Genomic DNA, 17469 nt, shown 5'->3' with positions numbered 1-17469 from the left:
AAAAATGAAAAGATATATATACCTTGCACTCTCGTTAGTAGCACTAACGGCGTGCAGTTTAGATAAAGACCCTATTTCGGAGTTCAACGAGAAAAACACAACTGCCGAGGGCAAAAGCTCTTCTGCTATAGAAACCAAAGCACAAATGCAAACCCGCTACGAGGCTATCTATGCTTTCGTACGAGGTAGCGCGCAAGAGTTCTGGACGTTAGACTTCCTCCAAAATACCGAAACTCGTGCCGATAACGCTTATGCAGGTACTTCTGGCGTCGAGATTACTTCTATAGAACAGAACAGCCAAGATGCATCTAACGGAAATATCAAACGTGATTGGCAAAAATACTTAGAAGGTATCAACTTAGCCAACGTAGTAATTGCCAATGTAGATAAAGTGCCCGATGCCTCGCTTACAACAACTGAACGCAAACAGTGGAAAGCCGAAGCTAAAATACTCAAAGCGTGGCTTTTATTCGATATGGTGCGCTTTTGGGGAGCAGTACCTATTCCTCCTATCGAAGTCCCTGAAATATCATCTGAAAATGTAGAAGAAACCTACAAATTGCTCTTTCCTGAACGCACTTCAGTTGCCGAGGTGTACAACATCATTCGCACCAACCTTGAGGAGGCTCTCGTCGATGCTCCTGCTGTGAAGACTAACGATAAGTTCTTCTTTAGTCGCGCAGTTGCCAATGCGCTTTTAGCTCACGTATATGCCGAGAAACCTATACGCAACTACAACAAAACCATTCAGTATTGTACTGCCGTAGAAGCCGATGGCTTTACTCTCTTGCCTAATTACGCCGATCTATTTCAAATCAACGATGCTAAAACCGATGTAAAAGTGCGTAACTCTGCCGAGTCTATCTTCGAGATTACCTACTCTCAAGGCGGACAAACGTGGTTACCAGGGCTCTTCGGCTTAAACTACACCAACCCCAATAGCACTTACAATTGGGCGAAATGGGTAACCCCTTCACGCGACCTCATAGCTGCTTTCGATGCCGAAGGTGATACCGTGCGCAAAGATCAAGCTATCGTTTGGGGGCAACCCTCTTGGGAAAATTATTACCCTTCTAAACACTATCCTTTTATGTACAAAATACGTTCAGGAGGCAGTAGTATCATCAAGTTGCGTTTAGCCGATATCCTCTTGCTAAAAGCTGAAGCTTATGCCGCTTTAGGTCAAATTGCTCAGGCGGCTGCCTTAGTAAATCAAGTACGTGCAAGGGTAGGACTTGCTGCTATTTCCACCTCTCTTTCACAAGAACAAATGAAAGCAGTCGTACTCAAAGAACGTCGCCTTGAATTAGCTTTTGAAGGTTTCCGTTGGTTCGATTTGGTGCGTAACGATAAAGCCATTGAAACAATGAACTCTCTCAACGCAAGAGATACTGGTAGACTAAAACAAACCTACTCGCTCAACGAGAACACAGTGCTTTACCCTATCCCACAAACTGAATTAGAAAACAATAAAAAACTCACCCAAAATCCTGGTTACTAATGAAATTATTCCCGTCTTTTTTACTTGTAATACTCTGGAGCATCGCTTCTTGCAGCTGCCAGAAAAAATCCAACACAGGGGAGGATCCTACTCCTCCCCCTGTTGTTGAAACATCAGTAGGTAAAGTGAGCGTATTGCTAACTACAGCCAATCGCCAAAAAGAATTCTACAAAGAGCAAACCGACCTAAAGCTCATCAAAAATCCTAACGCATCTTATAGTATCACCCTAAAACCCGCTGAAAAATTCCAAACTATCTATGGTTTCGGGGCTGCCATTACAGGTTCTACCTGCTATAACTTGATGCAGATGTCCCCCGCCGATAGAAAGGCGTTCCTCACCGAAACCTTCTCCGAAACCGAAGGCTTTGGACAGAATTTTGTGCGTATTTCCATCGGCTGTTCCGACTTTTCTCTAAGTGAATACACTCTTTGCGATACCAAGGGAATAGAGCATTTTGCTCTCACCAAAGAGGAAACGCAATACGTGATTCCTATACTCAAAGAGATTCTCGCTATCAACCCCAAAGTGCAAATCATAGGCTCTCCTTGGACACCTCCACGCTGGATGAAAGTTAATAATCTTACCGATTTACAACCTCATAACCAATGGACAAGCGGTCAGCTAAACCCCGCTCACTATCAGGATTATGCGCTCTATTTCGCCAAATGGTTGCAAGCGATGAAAGACAATGGATTGAACGTCAATGCCATTACTATACAAAACGAACCTCTCAACAGAGGCAACTCGGCTTCTATGTATATGGGATGGGACGAACAGCTCGCCTTTATCAAAAACGCCTTAGGTAAAACCCTGCGCAACAAAGGCTTTGCTGAGGTTAAAATCTACCTCTTCGACCATAACTACAACTACGATAACAAGCCTTCACAACAGCAATACCCCTTGCATATCTATAAAGATGCCGATGCCTCTCAGTACGTTGCGGGGGCTGCTTACCATAACTATGGAGGAAATCCTAACGAATTGAGCAACATTCATAACCAATACCCCAATAAAGAACTCATCTTTACAGAAAGCTCCATAGGTACTTGGAACGACGGTCGCAATCTTGAACGCCGTCTCACCGAAGATATGCAAGAGCTCGGTATCAAAACCCTGAACAATCATTGCAAGGCGGTAATTGTATGGAATTTGATGCTCGACGAGCACGGAGCTCCCAATCGTGAAGGCGGTTGCAAAACTTGTTTTGGTGCGGTTGATATCCAAACATCTGATTATAAGACGATGCAACGCAATTCGCACTACTATGTGATAAGTCATCTTTCGGCAGTCATCAAGCAGGGAGCGACCCGTATAGGCGTTGAGAAAACCACTGACGACAACGTGCAATGTACCGCATTCGAGAACCCCGACGGCTCTTTGGCTTGTGTGTTGCTGAATAAAAAGAAAGAAGCAACCTATCTGACCCTAAGCACCGGCAAGCACTATTTCTCTTATGAAGTACCCGCTAACAGTGTGGTATCCTTTTTGATACCTAAAATATAAACAGAAATTGTAAACTTTGCTAAAGCTCGTAGCACGAGAGGCTATAATAACTTTGGCAAAGTTGAACATCAACAAATTAATTAAGCGAATGAAAAGAATATTACTGTTGTTATTCCTATTAGTAACAACCTTTGCGAGTGCGCAAACCGCAACCCCTACAACCCTTATCAAAACCGTTATTCCATTTGAACAACGCGACGAAACTTCTTGGATTACCCGTTATCAAGGCGATATCAATCGTTATCAAAAGGAGAATAAACGCTTAAAAGACCTCTCTTGCGACGTACTCTTTCTGGGGAGTTCATCTATCAATCTGTGGGATACTATCTATGAAGATTTTGCCCCACTGAAACTCATTCGTCGTTCCTACGGAGGGGCTACTTTGCGCGATATGATTTACAATTACAACACTATCGCTAAAGGCTATACCCCTAAAAGCATTTTGCTATACGTGGAAAACGATTTGGGCAATCATAAGGAAGGTGTAAATGCCGTGAAGTGCTTTGACCTTTTCCGTATATTTATCGACAAACTCAAAAAAGACTACCCCAATACGCCTCTGATTGTGGTATCGCTAAAACCCTCACAACACAAAGCTGACCAACTGAAAGACCAGCTATTGGTAAACGCTCTTTTAGAGGAAAACGCCACCGCACAAGGCTATACTTATGTAGATATTACCAAAGTAATGTACGATGAGGCGGGTAACCTCCGCACCGATATCTTTAAAGAAGACAACCTACATATGAATGCTGAAGGTTATAAGCTCTGGACAGCCATTCTCAAACCGCTTCTTATTAAAAAAGTGAGAGGAGAATAGATTAGCAAGTTAACAGATTAACAGATTTGTAAATGAAGAGTGAGACGTATAATATTTTAGATTGCTGAAAAAATGTTAAAGTATGCTAAAAGGACAAGAAAAACACAAACTTTTTTAGGAGGTACTCATTTTTCACCTTAAATAACTAAAACGCTAATAATCATTTTATTACATTACTTTTTATGTTTTACTTTTCAGCCACTTTGGACGAACCTAAAGCGAACCTAAGACGAAGGTAAGGCGAAGCTAAACCGAAGATAAGGCGTTACTAAACTGAAAATCAATTGGCTAAAAAGCAGTATGAAAATCTGAAGAAAATATGTTAAAAATTAGTTTTTGACGAAAAAAACGCAAAAATATTATCTCTGAAAAAAAATGAAATTTGTTTTATTAAGAGGTAGTATTTCTATTTGCTCAATTCTAAGAACACTAACAACTAAAAATGACTAATATGAAAAATATAAAAACTTTACTGCTTTGCTGTGTCATAGGTACGCTCTCAGCCCAGCAAATGCCGGTTTATTTAGACACTTCGCAACCCATTGAGAAGCGTATAGACGATGCCCTCTCGCGAATGACTTTAGAGGAAAAAGTAGCTATGTGCCACGCTCAATCTAAGTTCAGTGCCCCTGGCGTACCCCGCTTGGGTATTCCCGAAAATTGGATGACCGATGGTCCTCACGGCATACGCCCGGAAGTACTCTGGGACGAGTGGAATCAAGCAGGATGGACAAATGATAAATGCACCGCTTTCCCCGCTCTCACTTGCCTTGCTGCCACGTGGAATCCCGCCCTCAGCAAAGCCTACGGAAAAGCCATAGGTGAAGAAGCCCGCTATCGCAACAAAAACGTACTCTTAGGTCCTGGGGTGAACATCTACCGCATTCCTCTCAACGGTCGCAATTTCGAGTATATGGGTGAAGACCCTTATTTGGTATCAAAAATGGTCGTGCCTTATGTACAAGGCGTGCAAGCCAATGGCGTTGCCGCTTGTGTGAAGCACTATGCACTTAACAATCAAGAAATCAACCGCCATACTGTGAATGTAAAGGTAGACGACCGCACCCTGTATGAGATTTACCTCCCCGCTTTTAAAGCTGCTGTGCAAGAAGGAAAAGCGTGGAGCATAATGGGGTCTTATAACAAATACAAAGACCAATGGGCTTGCCAAAACCAATACCTATTGCAAGACATCTTGCGCAAAGAATGGGGCTTTGACGGTGCCGTAGTATCCGATTGGGGTGGAGTGAACAACACCGATGGTGCTGCCCTCCACGGATTGGATATGGAATTTGGTACTTGGACTGACGGAATGGCTGAAAACCGCTCGAATGCTTACGACCATTACTTCCTTGCGCAACCTTTTCTCGAAAAACTGAAATCGGGGGAAATAAAAGAAGAAGTAGTGAATGAAAAGGTGCGCAATATCCTCCGACTTATATTCCGCACTAATATGGCATCCAATCGACCCTTTGGATCATTCGCCTCACCAGAACATTTTGCCGTCGCTCGCAAGATAGGGCAAGAAGGTATCGTACTGCTCAAAAACGATAAAAATGTATTGCCTATCGACGTTAAAAAGGCAAAAACCATAGCCGTGATAGGTGAGAATGCTATAAAAATGATGACCGTAGGTGGAGGAAGTTCCTCGCTGAAAGCCGTTCACGAGATACTCCCCTTAGACGGAATAAAAAACCGTGTAGGCAATACTACCAAAGTGCTCTATGCACGTGGCTATGCCAGCGACGATTACAAAGACCAAGACGGGCTTGCTGCTAACGATATCACCGATAAACGTCCTGCACAAGAACTCCTTGCCGAAGCTGTTAAAACTGCTAAACAAGCTGATGTAGTTATCTTTATAGGAGGACTCAACAAACACGATGGTCAGGATTGTGAGGGTAACGACCGCAAACAATATGGCTTACCTTACGGACAAGATGCTGTGATTGAGGCTTTGGCAAAAGCCAATAAAAACTTAGCTGTAGTACTCATTTCGGGGAATGCAATGGCAATGCCTTGGGTGAAGAGTGTACCTGCCATTGTACAAGATTGGTATTTAGGCTCTGAAGCAGGTAACTCCCTCGCCGATGTACTCTTCGGTGATGTAAACCCTTCGGGTAAATTGCCTTTCACTTTCCCAGTGCGTTTGGAGGACAATGCAGCCATAGCTTTAGGTGAATACCCAGGTGATAAAGATGTTACCTACCACGAAGGCATTTTGGTAGGCTACCGCTACGCCGATACCAAAGGCGTAAAACCGCTATTCCCTTTTGGTCACGGACTTTCTTACACTACTTTCAAATACGGCAAACTCACCGCCGACAAGAAAACCACCAACGGCGATATCAACTTCTCGGTAACGGTACAGAACACCGGCAAACGCGATGGTGCTGAAGTAGTACAACTCTATTTGCACGACGAAAAAGCCTCAGTGTTACGTCCGTATAAAGAACTCAAAGGTTTTGAGAAAGTATTCTTGAAGGCAGGAGAGACTAAAACCGTAACTTTCCACATCACCAAGCAAGACCTCTCCTTCTTCGACCCCAACCAGCACGCTTGGGTAGCCGAAAAAGGAACTTTTAAAGCCTTAGTAGGCACCTCTTCAGGCGACATTAAAAGCACTGTTGATTTCACCTTAGAATAAATATTTTTTACTTTTCATATGAAAAAAGCTTGAAGTCTTGTGGACTTCAAGCTTTTTTGCTTAAAGGAACTTGCTCCACTTTGCCAAAGTTGAATTGGCGACAACATTTTTTCATCATTTATCATTTATCATTTGCAATTGTTTTTTATCTTTGCCACATTATTAAGTGTCTATAATGAAGAAAAACATACTCCTCGCCCTGCTTTCAGGGGCTTTACTCGCTTGTGCGTGGGTAACTTACGGCATTACTGCCCTTATATTCATTGCCTTAGTACCTCTCTTACTAATGGAAGCGCGCATTAGACGTGATTACCAGCATACCAAACGCAAGGTGTTTGCACTCTCTTATTTGGCTTTTCTCACTTGGAATATCCCCACCACCTGGTGGATATGGTACTCTACCCAAATAGGAGCAATTTTTGCTATTTTGGCAAACACTCTCTTGATGACACTCACTTTCTTCCTCTACCATATCGTAGCGAAACGTATGAATCGCAAAGTGTCGCTCGTTTTCTTAGTAGCGATATGGCTCTCTTTTGAGAAATTCCACCTCACGTGGGACGTTTCTTGGCCTTGGCTCAATTTGGGCAACGTCTTTTCCGAACAAGTTACGTGGATACAGTGGTACGAATATACGGGCACCTTCGGGGGCTCACTATGGGTATGGCTTGTGAATATCGTACTTTTTATAGGCTTAACTAATTATCTTTCTACTAAAAACCGTAAAGCATTTGCTCGAAAAGTAGGGGTGGCAATGCTACTTTTTGCTATTCCTGTGGTGATTTCGTATTTCCAGTATATCAATTATAGCGAAGCAGGCAAAAAGACAATCAATGCTATTGTTTTACAACCTAATATTGATCCTTATCAAGAAAAATACGCACTTTCCAATCAAGAAGTAGGTAGGCTCTTAGTACAACTTGCTACTGAAAATATAGACGACCAAGTGAATTTTATCATCACTCCCGAAACGGTTTTTGCTGAGAACATTAAGTTACAAGATTTACCTGTTTCGTGGGAAGTATCTATTTTGCGTACTTTACTCAGTCACTATCCTAATGTAAACTGGATAGCAGGAGCTTCTATGATTGAGTTTGTAAGAGACAAAGCCCATACAACCTCACAAAGCAACTACTTGCCCGACTATGGTTTTTGGTACAACGATTACAATTCGGCTTTCTTGCTCAATCGCAATGCCGAAGTACCACTGTATCACAAGAGCAAACTGGTGGTAGCAGTGGAAAATTTCCCTTATCAGCAGGTGCTAAAACCTATTTTAGGCGAAACCCTTATCAACCTTGGCGGTACGGTAGCCCTGAAAACTACCCAGCCTGAACGCACTGCCTTTGCAGGAATAGACACCGAGGGCAAGGCTGCACCTATCATCTGCTATGAGACTATCTATGGTGAGTTTGTAACGGGCTATATTAAGAAAGGGGCTAACTTCTTGGCTATCCTTACCAACGATGCGTGGTGGCGCGATACACAGGGTTACAAACAGCTACTCAGTTACACCCGCTTGCGTGCGATTGAAACCCGTCGCAGCGTAGCCCGCAGTGCTAATACAGGCGTTTCCGCTTTTATCAATGGTAGGGGAGATATACTCAAAACCCTTCCTTACGGCACCCGAGGTAGTTTGAAAGGTACCATCGCCTTAAACGACGAACTCACATTTTACGTTCAAATGGGCGACTACATCGCTCGCATTGCGTATTTCTTGGCGTTTTTTGTTTTCTTATATGCGGTATTGAGGAAACGTGAAAAAAGGTCGTAGCACGACGGACAACTAAAAATTTGACAAAGTTGAATACTTCTATTTGCATCACTTTTCTAACGACTAAAAAACTAACGAGTAAATCGTATGGAACACTACATTTCAAACGAAGTCCTTCTGCTTGAGCAACTAACGGCTATTATAGAAGGCGATACACAACTGAAACTCTCAGAAGAAGCGGTAATTAATATCGAAACTTGTCACCGTTTTCTCAGTGATTATCTCCAAAAAGACCCCAAAGCTCTGAACAAGATCTCGGTAGACTCTATGTCACTCTTGCGCCATTATGCTTGTGGCATAGGAGAGCGCATTCCTAACGAGATTGTCAAGCTGATGCTTTTCCTAAAAATACAATCCTTCTCCTACGGCTATAGTGGGGTACGATTAGCGTTGGTGCAACGTCTCATCGACTTTTATAATCACGGGGTCTTCCCTGTAGTTTATTCCAAAGATATCCCCGATGAACGCATTGCCTTAGCACACCTTGCCTTGCCTCTGTTTGATGAAGGCGAAGTGTGCATACAGCACAAAATCTATTCGGCTCAAGAGTTAGAAGGCAAATACGGTTGGCAACCTCTATCGTCAGAAGGGCGCGAAGCCGATGCCCTGCTCAATGGAACCCAGCTCACCACTGCTTATGGCATCTACAACCTTAGCAAATCGCTCAAACTCATTCAGTGGGCAGACTTTGTAGCATCGGTTTCCACCCAAGTATTTGGAGGCAACCTCTCAGCATTCTCGGAAGCAATGCAAGTGGTACGTCCGCACAAAGGACTTGTAGAAACGGCAGAACATCTTCGTATGCTTCTGAAAGACAGTGTCCTCTCCGAGCACCCACAAGCCTTCTCGTCTATGCCCGAAGCTTTTTGCTCTATCCCTCAAATACACGGAGCCGTGCGAGAGTCGATTGCGGCTATTCGTAAGGTAATTAAAACCGAGATGAACTCAGTTACCGATAACCCTATTCTCTTCCCCGAAACTCAAGAAGTTATCTTCGGAGGTAATTCACATACTCTGCCTCTCTCATTAGCAATGGACTTTTTGGCGATTACCCTCACCAGCTTGGGCAATATTAGCGAGCGACGCGTGTTCTACTTGCTTTCTAATATCGGTAAAGAGATAGAAACTGAAATAGATTATCCTATTTTCCAACGAATTATTGAAGGAATATTGAACGAAAACCGTCGTCTTTCCACTCCTGCGAGCATTGAGAGTCCAATTTTATTTGAAAAAACAATAGATATTAAAGGAATGGGTGGCAGTTCGGCTATTAAATGCGAGCAAGTAGTGAAAAATATAGAAGAAATATTGGCTATTGAACTCATTTTGGCTACTTCACTATGGAAAAAGAAACAATTTGAGCATCATTCAGCTTTATTTAAGGAATATCTCTCTTTTATGGCAGAAGAGGAAGTAACTACCCTCAAGAAGCAAATAGAACACACGATAAGGTTTTTTGAAATGAACAATGAATAATTGATAATTAATTCATATCTTTGGGGCAAAATTGTTCAATTTTTAATTATTAAAAGTTATGCTGAAATTACAATCTGTTCTTTCTTTGGTATTATCGATGTTTGCCTTTCATATATTTGCACAAGGCGAAAAACCTAATAACTTGACGATGTTTGTAGGCACTTATACCGAAGGAGGCAATTCTAAAGGTATTTATACCTACCGTTTTAATCAGGAGAATGGAACTTTCGAACTGCTGAGCAGTGCTACCGCAGCCAATCCTTCTTTCTTGACATTATCACCCGATGGAAAACATCTGTACGCAGTAAGCGAATATAACGACGGGCGACAAGGAGCTTATTCGTTTGATTTGAGTCAAGATAAAGCGCTTTTGAGTTATCCCGTTTTTCAATCCACCGTCCCTAAGGAGGATTCTAAGGAAGAACCGAAACAGGCGGGTGCCGACCCTTGTCATATTATTACTGACGGTAACTATGTAATTACGGCTAATTATACAGGGGGCGACATCAGTGTTTTCCCGCTGGATGCAGAAGGTAAATTAAAAGCAGAGACACAACATATTGCTTTTGTAGGAAAGACACCCAAGCGCGTGGCACATATCCACTGCATTATTCCCACCCCTGATAAAAAGTATATATTAGCAACTGATTTGGGCAACGACCGCGTGTATCGCTTTCGTTACAACAAGAAAACTCACAAAAACTCTGAGGTGCTCACCGCTCAGCGAGTAGCTTATGAGGTGAGCGACGGACAAGGGCCTCGTCATCTTACATTTAGTAAAGATGGACGTTTTGCTTATTTGATAGGCGAATTGGGTGGAAAGTGCGTAGTGCTGGGCTATCACAAGGGGCAACTGAAAGAAGTGCAACGCTTAATGGCTGATGAAGGTGGCGGACGAGGCAGTGCCGATATACATATCAGTCCGGATGGGCGTTTTTTATATACCTCTCACAGATTAAAGAAAGACGGCATTGCTATCTTTGTTATCGACCCTAAGAAGGGTACTTTAACGAAAGTAGGATACCAACTCACAGGTATTCACCCCCGCAATTTTGCGATTACCCCCAATGGTAAGTACCTTTTAGTAGCTTGCCGAGATGATAATAAAATACAAGTATTTCGGCGCGACGAAGCAACTGGTAAGCTCACCGATACGTCACTTAGTATCAGTGTAGATAAACCTACTTGTGTGGCGTTTACTTTTTAAAGGCCTCTCCCCCGTTCTTACATACCCAACTGTGAGCCCTCGCTGGCTCCTCCCAAGGAGAGAGGGGGGACAATCCATAAAAGTGATTTTTTAACAGGAAAATAACTTATATTTCCGTTGTGGCGTTTGTAAAATTGAACTAAAATCAGTACTTTTGTCACACAAAATTAAACAAACCAAAAAAAATGAAATCTTTAAAAGATAAAGTCAAAGACTTTATAATGTATTTATTTGATAGTGTAAAACAAAACAAGATAATTTCTAAAGATTACCTTATTGCAGAACTTACACCAGATGCTATGGTGGTGTTACAATCAATATCAGATATTCAGTTTAGGTATGACATAGCTTATGTATCTGTTAACCCTTCAGAACTAAAACATATTTTTGATAGACATTATGGTGAAAATGAAAAGGCACCACAACAAGGGAAGCCTCTTACAGATACAGATATTGCTCTTATAGTAGATGTTTTGGATAAACCTGATAAACTTATTTCATTAGGGTATATAGAAAAACATCAAGCTGAAACTTATTTGTTTTTGAAAAAGAATGAAGATAATACAGTTGTAATTATCGAAGTATTTGGTAGTAAAAATAATAAATTACGGCTAAAAAGTATGTATAATAGCGTTAAGTCAGAAGAAAAAATAATAGAAGATGAGTTAAAATCCTTACTCAACACGCCCGATAACGCTTCTGGGTTATTAGCCCAGCGAGTCTATGACTTTAACTCATCTCCGGGTACAAAAGTACAACATCTTTTACAATTTACCAAAGAATTGCCAATAAAATAAGTTCTATTCCACAAAATTATTAATTATTCTCAATTGTTCATTGTTTATGACCGACTTAGAAATCGCCCAAAAGGCACAGATGCTCCCTATCAGAGAGGTAGCTAAAAAACTAAACATCAGCGAGGATGACCTCGATCCTTATGGAAAATACAAGGCTAAACTACCGTTGCACCTCATCGACGCTGAGAAGATGAAAAACAGTAAGTTAGTGCTTGTTACGGCTATTACTCCTACCCCTGCTGGTGAGGGCAAAACCACGGTGAGCATTGGTCTGACGGAAGGGCTTAACAAAATAGGCAAAAAAGCGATTGCCGTATTGCGTGAACCGTCGTTAGGACCTGTTTTTGGTATCAAAGGAGGGGCAGCTGGTGGAGGATACTCACAAGTGGTACCTATGGAGGACATCAACTTACACTTTACAGGAGACTTTTCGGCTATTGAGAAGGCTAACAACCTATTGGCAGCTGTCATTGATAATAATATCCAAAGCAAAACACACTCTATTGGCATTGACCCACGCACCGTAGTTTGGAAGCGCGTAATGGATATGAACGACCGTGCGCTACGCCATATAGTGGTAGGGTTAGGTGGCACTACTCACGGCGTACCACGCGAAGACGGTTTTAACATCACTCCTGCTTCTGAGATTATGGCGATACTATGTCTTGCCGAAAGTTTTTCTGACCTGAAAAAACGTATTGGTAATATCTATGTAGGCAAGAAGTTTGACGGTACCCCCGTATTTGCCCGCGACTTGAAGGTAGTAGGGGCAATGGCGCTTTTGCTCAAAGAAGCCATCAAGCCTAACCTCGTGCAAACTCTTGAAAACAATCCTGCTATCTTGCACGGAGGCCCGTTTGCCAGCATTGCCCAAGGTACGAACACTGTATTGGCTACCAAAATGGGACTATCGTTAGGTGACTACGTGATTACCGAAGCAGGTTTTGGTGCTGACCTTGGGGCTGAGAAATTCCTCAATATCAAATGTACTTCAGCTGGATTAGCTCCCGATGCAGTGGTGATTGTAGCAACGATTCGCGCCTTGCGTCATCACGGAGGGGCTAAAAAAGAAGAGTACAACACTCCTTCCTTGCAAAAAGTGAAACTCGGTATTGCTAATTTGGAAAAACACATTGAGAATGTGCAACTTTTTGGTCTCAAAGCAGTAGTAGCGATTAACTATTTCCCTAACGATAGTGAAGAAGAGATTGCCTATGTAAAAGAAGTATGTGCTCAAAAAGGGGTAGAAGCTATTGTAAGTAAAGGGTTTAGTGAAGGAGGTAAAGGTACCGAAGAACTTGCTCGCGCTGTCGTGGCTATAGCCCAAAGTGGTGAGAGTCATTTTAGTCCGCTATACAGCAATGAAGCGAGTATAGAAGAGAAAATAACAGCAGTAGCTACTAAGATTTACGGAGCGAGCAAGGTGAATTACAACAGTAAAGCCGTAAGTCAGTTGAAGCAAATCAAAACATTAGGCTTTGATAAAATGCCTATTTGTATAGTGAAGACGCCTAAATCGCTCAGTGATGACGAGAAGAAGCTCGCTCGTCCTACCGATTTTGAGGTAACCGTACGAGAGTTTGAGTTTGCCTCAGGGGCGGGCTTTGTAATCCCAATCTTAGGCGATACTGTGCGTATGCCGGGACTCCCCAGTGTGCCTGCCGCCGAAGGTATGGATATAGACGACGAGGGAGTTATCACGGGACTCTCTTAATCTTAATAGGTAAAAGGTAAAAAGAGCTTGTTCGGAAAGTTTTGCTTTGAAGAGTCTTTACAAAACACCCCTACGAATGTAACGAAAATATGATTGATTAAGTTAGTTTTCAACTTTGCCAAAATTTAAAACTTTGGCAAAGTTTGCGATGCAAAGCCAGCGAATACTTGTAGCTGGGTATGTGACGATTTTTAGACTTTTTGGACACTCTTTACTCAGCTTGTACTCATACTACACTTAAAACGGATAGTTGATACCGAAGTTGAACACGGTTTCTTTGATTCTGAATTTCTTTATCCAGCGGTTGCTCATTTCTTGGGCAGGGTCATATGTAGGTATACCCATATCGAGGCGAATTACAAAGAAGTTGAAGTCGTAACGCAACCCAAATCCGGTACTTAACCCCACATCTTTTAATGAAGAAAGGTCTTTAAACTTGTACTCTTCAAAACGAGTATTATCGGCTACGTTCCAGATATTTCCCACATCGGTGAAGAGGGCGCCTTTGAGTGCCCCTAAGATAGGGAAACGATATTCGAGATTGAGCGTAATCTTCATATTGGCTTCGTTGTAATCTAAAATAGAACCACTTGAACCAGGTCCTAAACGATAGGCTTTAAAACCACGGTTATCGGTAGTACCTCCGGCAAAGTAGCTTTGTGAAAACGGAATATTATCGGAGTTACCATAAGGGATAGCTATCCCTAAGAAGGAACGGAATGCTAATGAACTCTGTTTGGCTATGGGGAAGTGCTTGATAAAATCGACCTCAGCTTTGGCATATTGAGCGTATTCTACCCCAAAAATCTTATTCTTAGTACTCCCTTCGGTATTGACCACTTTGTAAGTAGCTGTCAAAGCATTGAGCAAACTCCCCGCTCCTTCTATCTTGAAACGCAATTGTGAGAAGTTGCGTTCAAAAAACTGTGATTTGCTATTGATAATATAAGTAAAACTACTTGATACAATAAAGTCATTATTTGTAATACGACGATAGCGTTCAGAAATGGCATATATAGGCAAAATATCTTCACCTTGAACTACCAAATTCCTTTCGAATACATCATTTATAAAGTTAAAAGTCCCTTCAGTAGGGGTAAGATTGCCTTTGTCGTCTACATATCGGCTACCTAAACTGTATTTTTTGGCAATATCGTTCAGCCTTTCATAAGTACTTTGGTAAATATTGAAGAAATTACCTGGGTTGATATTGTTTACGTATTGTACGTTTATCAAATCGAAAATGACTTTGTTCTTCTGCTTACGCGGATTCCATACATAGCGCAACAAACCCGAAGTGGTACGTTTGTCGAGCCCTATATTTGTTTGGTAGCTCATACCCGTTTGCAAGATAGTTTGTGGGGTCATATAATAGGGGATAAGCTTGCGCGTATTCAGCGGGAAAACGATAGAAGGAAAGATGAAACGTATATCGCCACTGACTTCTGAGGTATTGAAAAAGCGTGTATCTTTAAGCGTAGGTTGCGAGGCAAAAGTACCTTGCAAGTTCAGTTCTAAGGTTTCTGCTCCACGAAAGACATTGCGTGCTGCAAACGAAGTTCCTACCCCAAAACCTATCGCCTCAATCTCAGAACGCTTTACCTCATTGGTAAGTCGCAATGAAAACTTATCTAAGGACGAAAGGTAGATATTTGCATCGAGTTTGTTTTGCAAGGTGTCATTGGTAGCGTATTTGAAGTCCATATTTGGGTAGCGGAACACGCGCAGGTTGTTGAACTGTCGGTAGGTATTTCCGCGCTCTAAATCGGAGTAGATTTGTCCTTTTTTGAGGCTTGTAGCGTGATACAACACCCGTGGACGATAACGCAACTTGTCCTTGTAATAAATAATCATATTGCGGTACTCCAAAGAATCTAAAGAGCTCTTATCTACCTTGTTGTCGTAATCGGTATACAGACGTACTTTATTGATGTAGTGCATCTTATACTTCTTGGCGGTAATCACATCGCCATCGCGTTCTATAAGGTCGCCTATATCAGTAGTTACTTGCAGTTTGTTGTCTTTTTGAGCTGTAACCGTATCGCGCTCGATTTGGAAGTTGATGGAGCTTTGCTGAAAAGTATAAAAACCATTGTTGCGAAAGAGCTCGTAGAGGCGTGAACGTTCATTGCTAAAATCGGTAAGCTGGTAAGGGGCTCCTGATTTTAGGAACGTTTTTGCCTTGTTTTGTTGGTAAACTGAATCTATTTCAGGAGAAGTAATATGGGTCTTTAAGCTATCGATATAATAGCGCTCGCCGGTAGTGATATAATAGCCCACTTTGGCTTGTTGTTTTTCTTCATTAGGGAGAATGAAGATGCTATCAGTTACTTTGTTATTGAAATAGCCTATACTTCTGAAATAAGCTCCCAACTGCTTGGTGGATTTGTGTACGCGTGCTGTATCTAATACCGATGGGGCTTCGCCTATCTTCTGCAACTGGTGATCGATGCCTGAAACTAAAAACGACTTCTGTAAGCGACCTACTTGTTTTTTAGAGAGAAAACCATCTAAAAACCTATGCCAACGAGGGTGTGTATCGAGCCATTGGACAAAATCCTTTTCGGCATTAGGGTTTCCTAAATTATAGATATATAGACTGATAGGCATTCCTAAAACATACGAATTGGGCTTTTGTAATACAAAATTGTTTATCTTTGCATCGTCGGTCTTAGTGCCATTCACATATACGAGATTTTCACGGAGCAAATGGCGGTCGTTGGGGACGCGCTTGGTAGCATCGCACGAAAAGAGAGCAATGGCTAACACGAATAACAGACTGATAACGCTTAGTTGGGAAAGAGATTTTCTCACAAGTTTTTGTTTTTAGGGCTCAAAAATACACAATTATTTTATGCTTAGCAAAAATCAAGTAAAATTAATTCAGAAATTACAACAGAAGAAATACCGCAATGAGCTGAACCTCTTTATAGTAGAGGGAAAAAAGAGTATTGTGGAATTTCTGCAAGCGGGTTACCGTTTAGAGTTACTTATCGCTACCGAAGTGTTCGCCACAGCGCTGAACGGTCAGCCTATTACCTTAGTGAGCAAAGAGGAACTGCGGAAGGTGAGTAGCCTCAAAAATCCCGATGAGGGCTTGGCGATTTTCCACCAACGCCAACATAAGAGCATCTTGCAAGAGGGTGTAATCCTCGCCTTAGACAACGTGCAAGACCCTGGTAATTTGGGTACGCTTATCCGCCTCTGCGATTGGTTTGGTATCAAAACGCTTATCTGCAATAGCCAAACGGTGGATTGCTACAACCCGAAAGTAGTGCAAGCCACTATGGGTTCTCTCACAAGGGTTGCTGTGCATTACGTGGATTTAGCAGGCTTTTTGGCAACTTGTGCGCTACCATTATACGCAATGGACTTGGACGGTGAGAACCTCTACACTACCGAATTTCCCGAAGATTGTGTGCTAATCTTAGGCAACGAAGCTAACGGTATTAGCCCCGAAGTACGCGCTTTGGCTGATAGCATTATCACCATTCCGCGTTTTGGCAAACTGCAACAGACGGAAAGTTTAAATGTGGCAATGGCGGGAGCGATAGTGATGAGCCAGGTAAGGAAATTAGAAAATTAGAAAATTAGAGAATGAGAGAATGAGGAAATTGGCAAATTAGAGAATGAGAGAATGAGAGAATTAACAGATTAGTAAACGGGGTAAATGCCAATAATACCACCAAGGGAAATGGACGGGTCGGGCTTTTCAGAAGGGTCGGACAGGTCAGAGGATAGGTTGGAGGATTCGGAAGGGAACGGAGTAATTCGGAAGAGGAGAGGGAGAAATTTTGGTGAAAAAAGGCTGTAAGATGGGTGGGGTTAGCTTATAGAGAGCTTATAGGAAGCTTATACGAATCTTGGACGATTGGTATAGAAAGGGTATATAAGTAATTGATTTATACCGTAATATAACAATGCTAAAAATGTTAAAAACAGGGTTTCGAGGCGAAAGAAAAAGAATCCTCACCCCAATCACATACTCTCCTATTCGGAGACTTCTCCCAAGGAGAGGGGGAATGTGG

The 17469-nt window shown here is 42.1% G+C and carries 11 protein-coding genes; 10 read left to right on the top strand and 1 reads right to left on the bottom strand.

What is annotated here, in order from left to right; genetic code table 11:
* Positions 1–4: 4 nt before the first annotated feature.
* From HMPREF1320_RS09480 to HMPREF1320_RS09440, 9 genes are all read left to right on the top strand, one after another.
* Positions 5–1501: a RagB/SusD family nutrient uptake outer membrane protein gene (locus HMPREF1320_RS09480; protein ID WP_009418474.1), complete on the top strand. Its 1497-nt coding sequence runs from the start codon at positions 5–7 to the stop codon at positions 1499–1501.
* Positions 1501–3006, top strand: a complete 1506-nt coding sequence (locus HMPREF1320_RS09475) for a glycoside hydrolase family 30 protein (protein ID WP_034554495.1) — start codon at positions 1501–1503, stop codon at positions 3004–3006. The genes HMPREF1320_RS09480 and HMPREF1320_RS09475 overlap by 1 nt, the downstream gene beginning before the upstream one ends.
* A gap of 88 nt (positions 3007–3094) precedes the next feature.
* Positions 3095–3826, top strand: a complete 732-nt coding sequence (locus tag HMPREF1320_RS09470) for a GDSL-type esterase/lipase family protein (protein ID WP_009418477.1) — start codon at positions 3095–3097, stop codon at positions 3824–3826.
* 442 nt (positions 3827–4268) lie between these two features.
* A complete protein-coding gene (locus HMPREF1320_RS09465; protein WP_009418479.1) occupies positions 4269–6473 on the top strand; it encodes a glycoside hydrolase family 3 C-terminal domain-containing protein in 2205 nt (734 codons plus the stop codon).
* Between the two features lie 175 nt (positions 6474–6648).
* Entirely contained in the window at positions 6649–8247 is a 1599-nt protein-coding gene (gene lnt / locus HMPREF1320_RS09460) for an apolipoprotein N-acyltransferase (protein WP_009418482.1), read from the top strand.
* Between the two features lie 87 nt (positions 8248–8334).
* Positions 8335–9723, top strand: coding sequence for an aromatic amino acid ammonia-lyase (locus HMPREF1320_RS09455; RefSeq protein WP_009418486.1), 1389 nt, complete (start codon positions 8335–8337; stop codon positions 9721–9723).
* 58 nt (positions 9724–9781) lie between these two features.
* The gene (locus HMPREF1320_RS09450) at positions 9782–10930 is read left to right on the top strand and encodes a lactonase family protein (RefSeq protein ID WP_009418484.1); all 1149 of its coding nucleotides are present in this window, start codon (positions 9782–9784) and stop codon (positions 10928–10930) included.
* A gap of 185 nt (positions 10931–11115) precedes the next feature.
* Entirely contained in the window at positions 11116–11727 is a 612-nt protein-coding gene (locus HMPREF1320_RS09445) for a hypothetical protein (RefSeq protein ID WP_009418491.1), read from the top strand.
* Positions 11728–11773: 46 nt separating this feature from the next.
* Positions 11774–13441: a formate--tetrahydrofolate ligase gene (locus HMPREF1320_RS09440; RefSeq protein WP_009418487.1), complete on the top strand. Its 1668-nt coding sequence runs from the start codon at positions 11774–11776 to the stop codon at positions 13439–13441.
* Between the two features lie 237 nt (positions 13442–13678).
* Here the strand turns inward: HMPREF1320_RS09440 and HMPREF1320_RS09435 are convergent, their stop codons facing one another.
* A complete protein-coding gene (locus HMPREF1320_RS09435) occupies positions 13679–16255 on the bottom strand; it encodes a BamA/TamA family outer membrane protein (protein ID WP_009418475.1) in 2577 nt (858 codons plus the stop codon).
* Positions 16256–16295: 40 nt separating this feature from the next.
* Here HMPREF1320_RS09435 and HMPREF1320_RS09430 point away from each other — a divergent pair, with 40 nt between their 5' ends.
* Positions 16296–17027: a TrmH family RNA methyltransferase gene (locus HMPREF1320_RS09430; protein ID WP_009418473.1), complete on the top strand. Its 732-nt coding sequence runs from the start codon at positions 16296–16298 to the stop codon at positions 17025–17027.
* The last annotated feature ends 442 nt before the right edge of the window (positions 17028–17469 follow it).

The organism is Capnocytophaga sp. oral taxon 335 str. F0486 (assembly GCF_000277665.1).
GTDB lineage: Bacteria > Bacteroidota > Bacteroidia > Flavobacteriales > Flavobacteriaceae > Capnocytophaga > Capnocytophaga ochracea.
The sequence above is the reverse complement of the archived record's forward strand: the minus strand, read 5'-3'. Positions and strand labels throughout refer to the sequence as shown.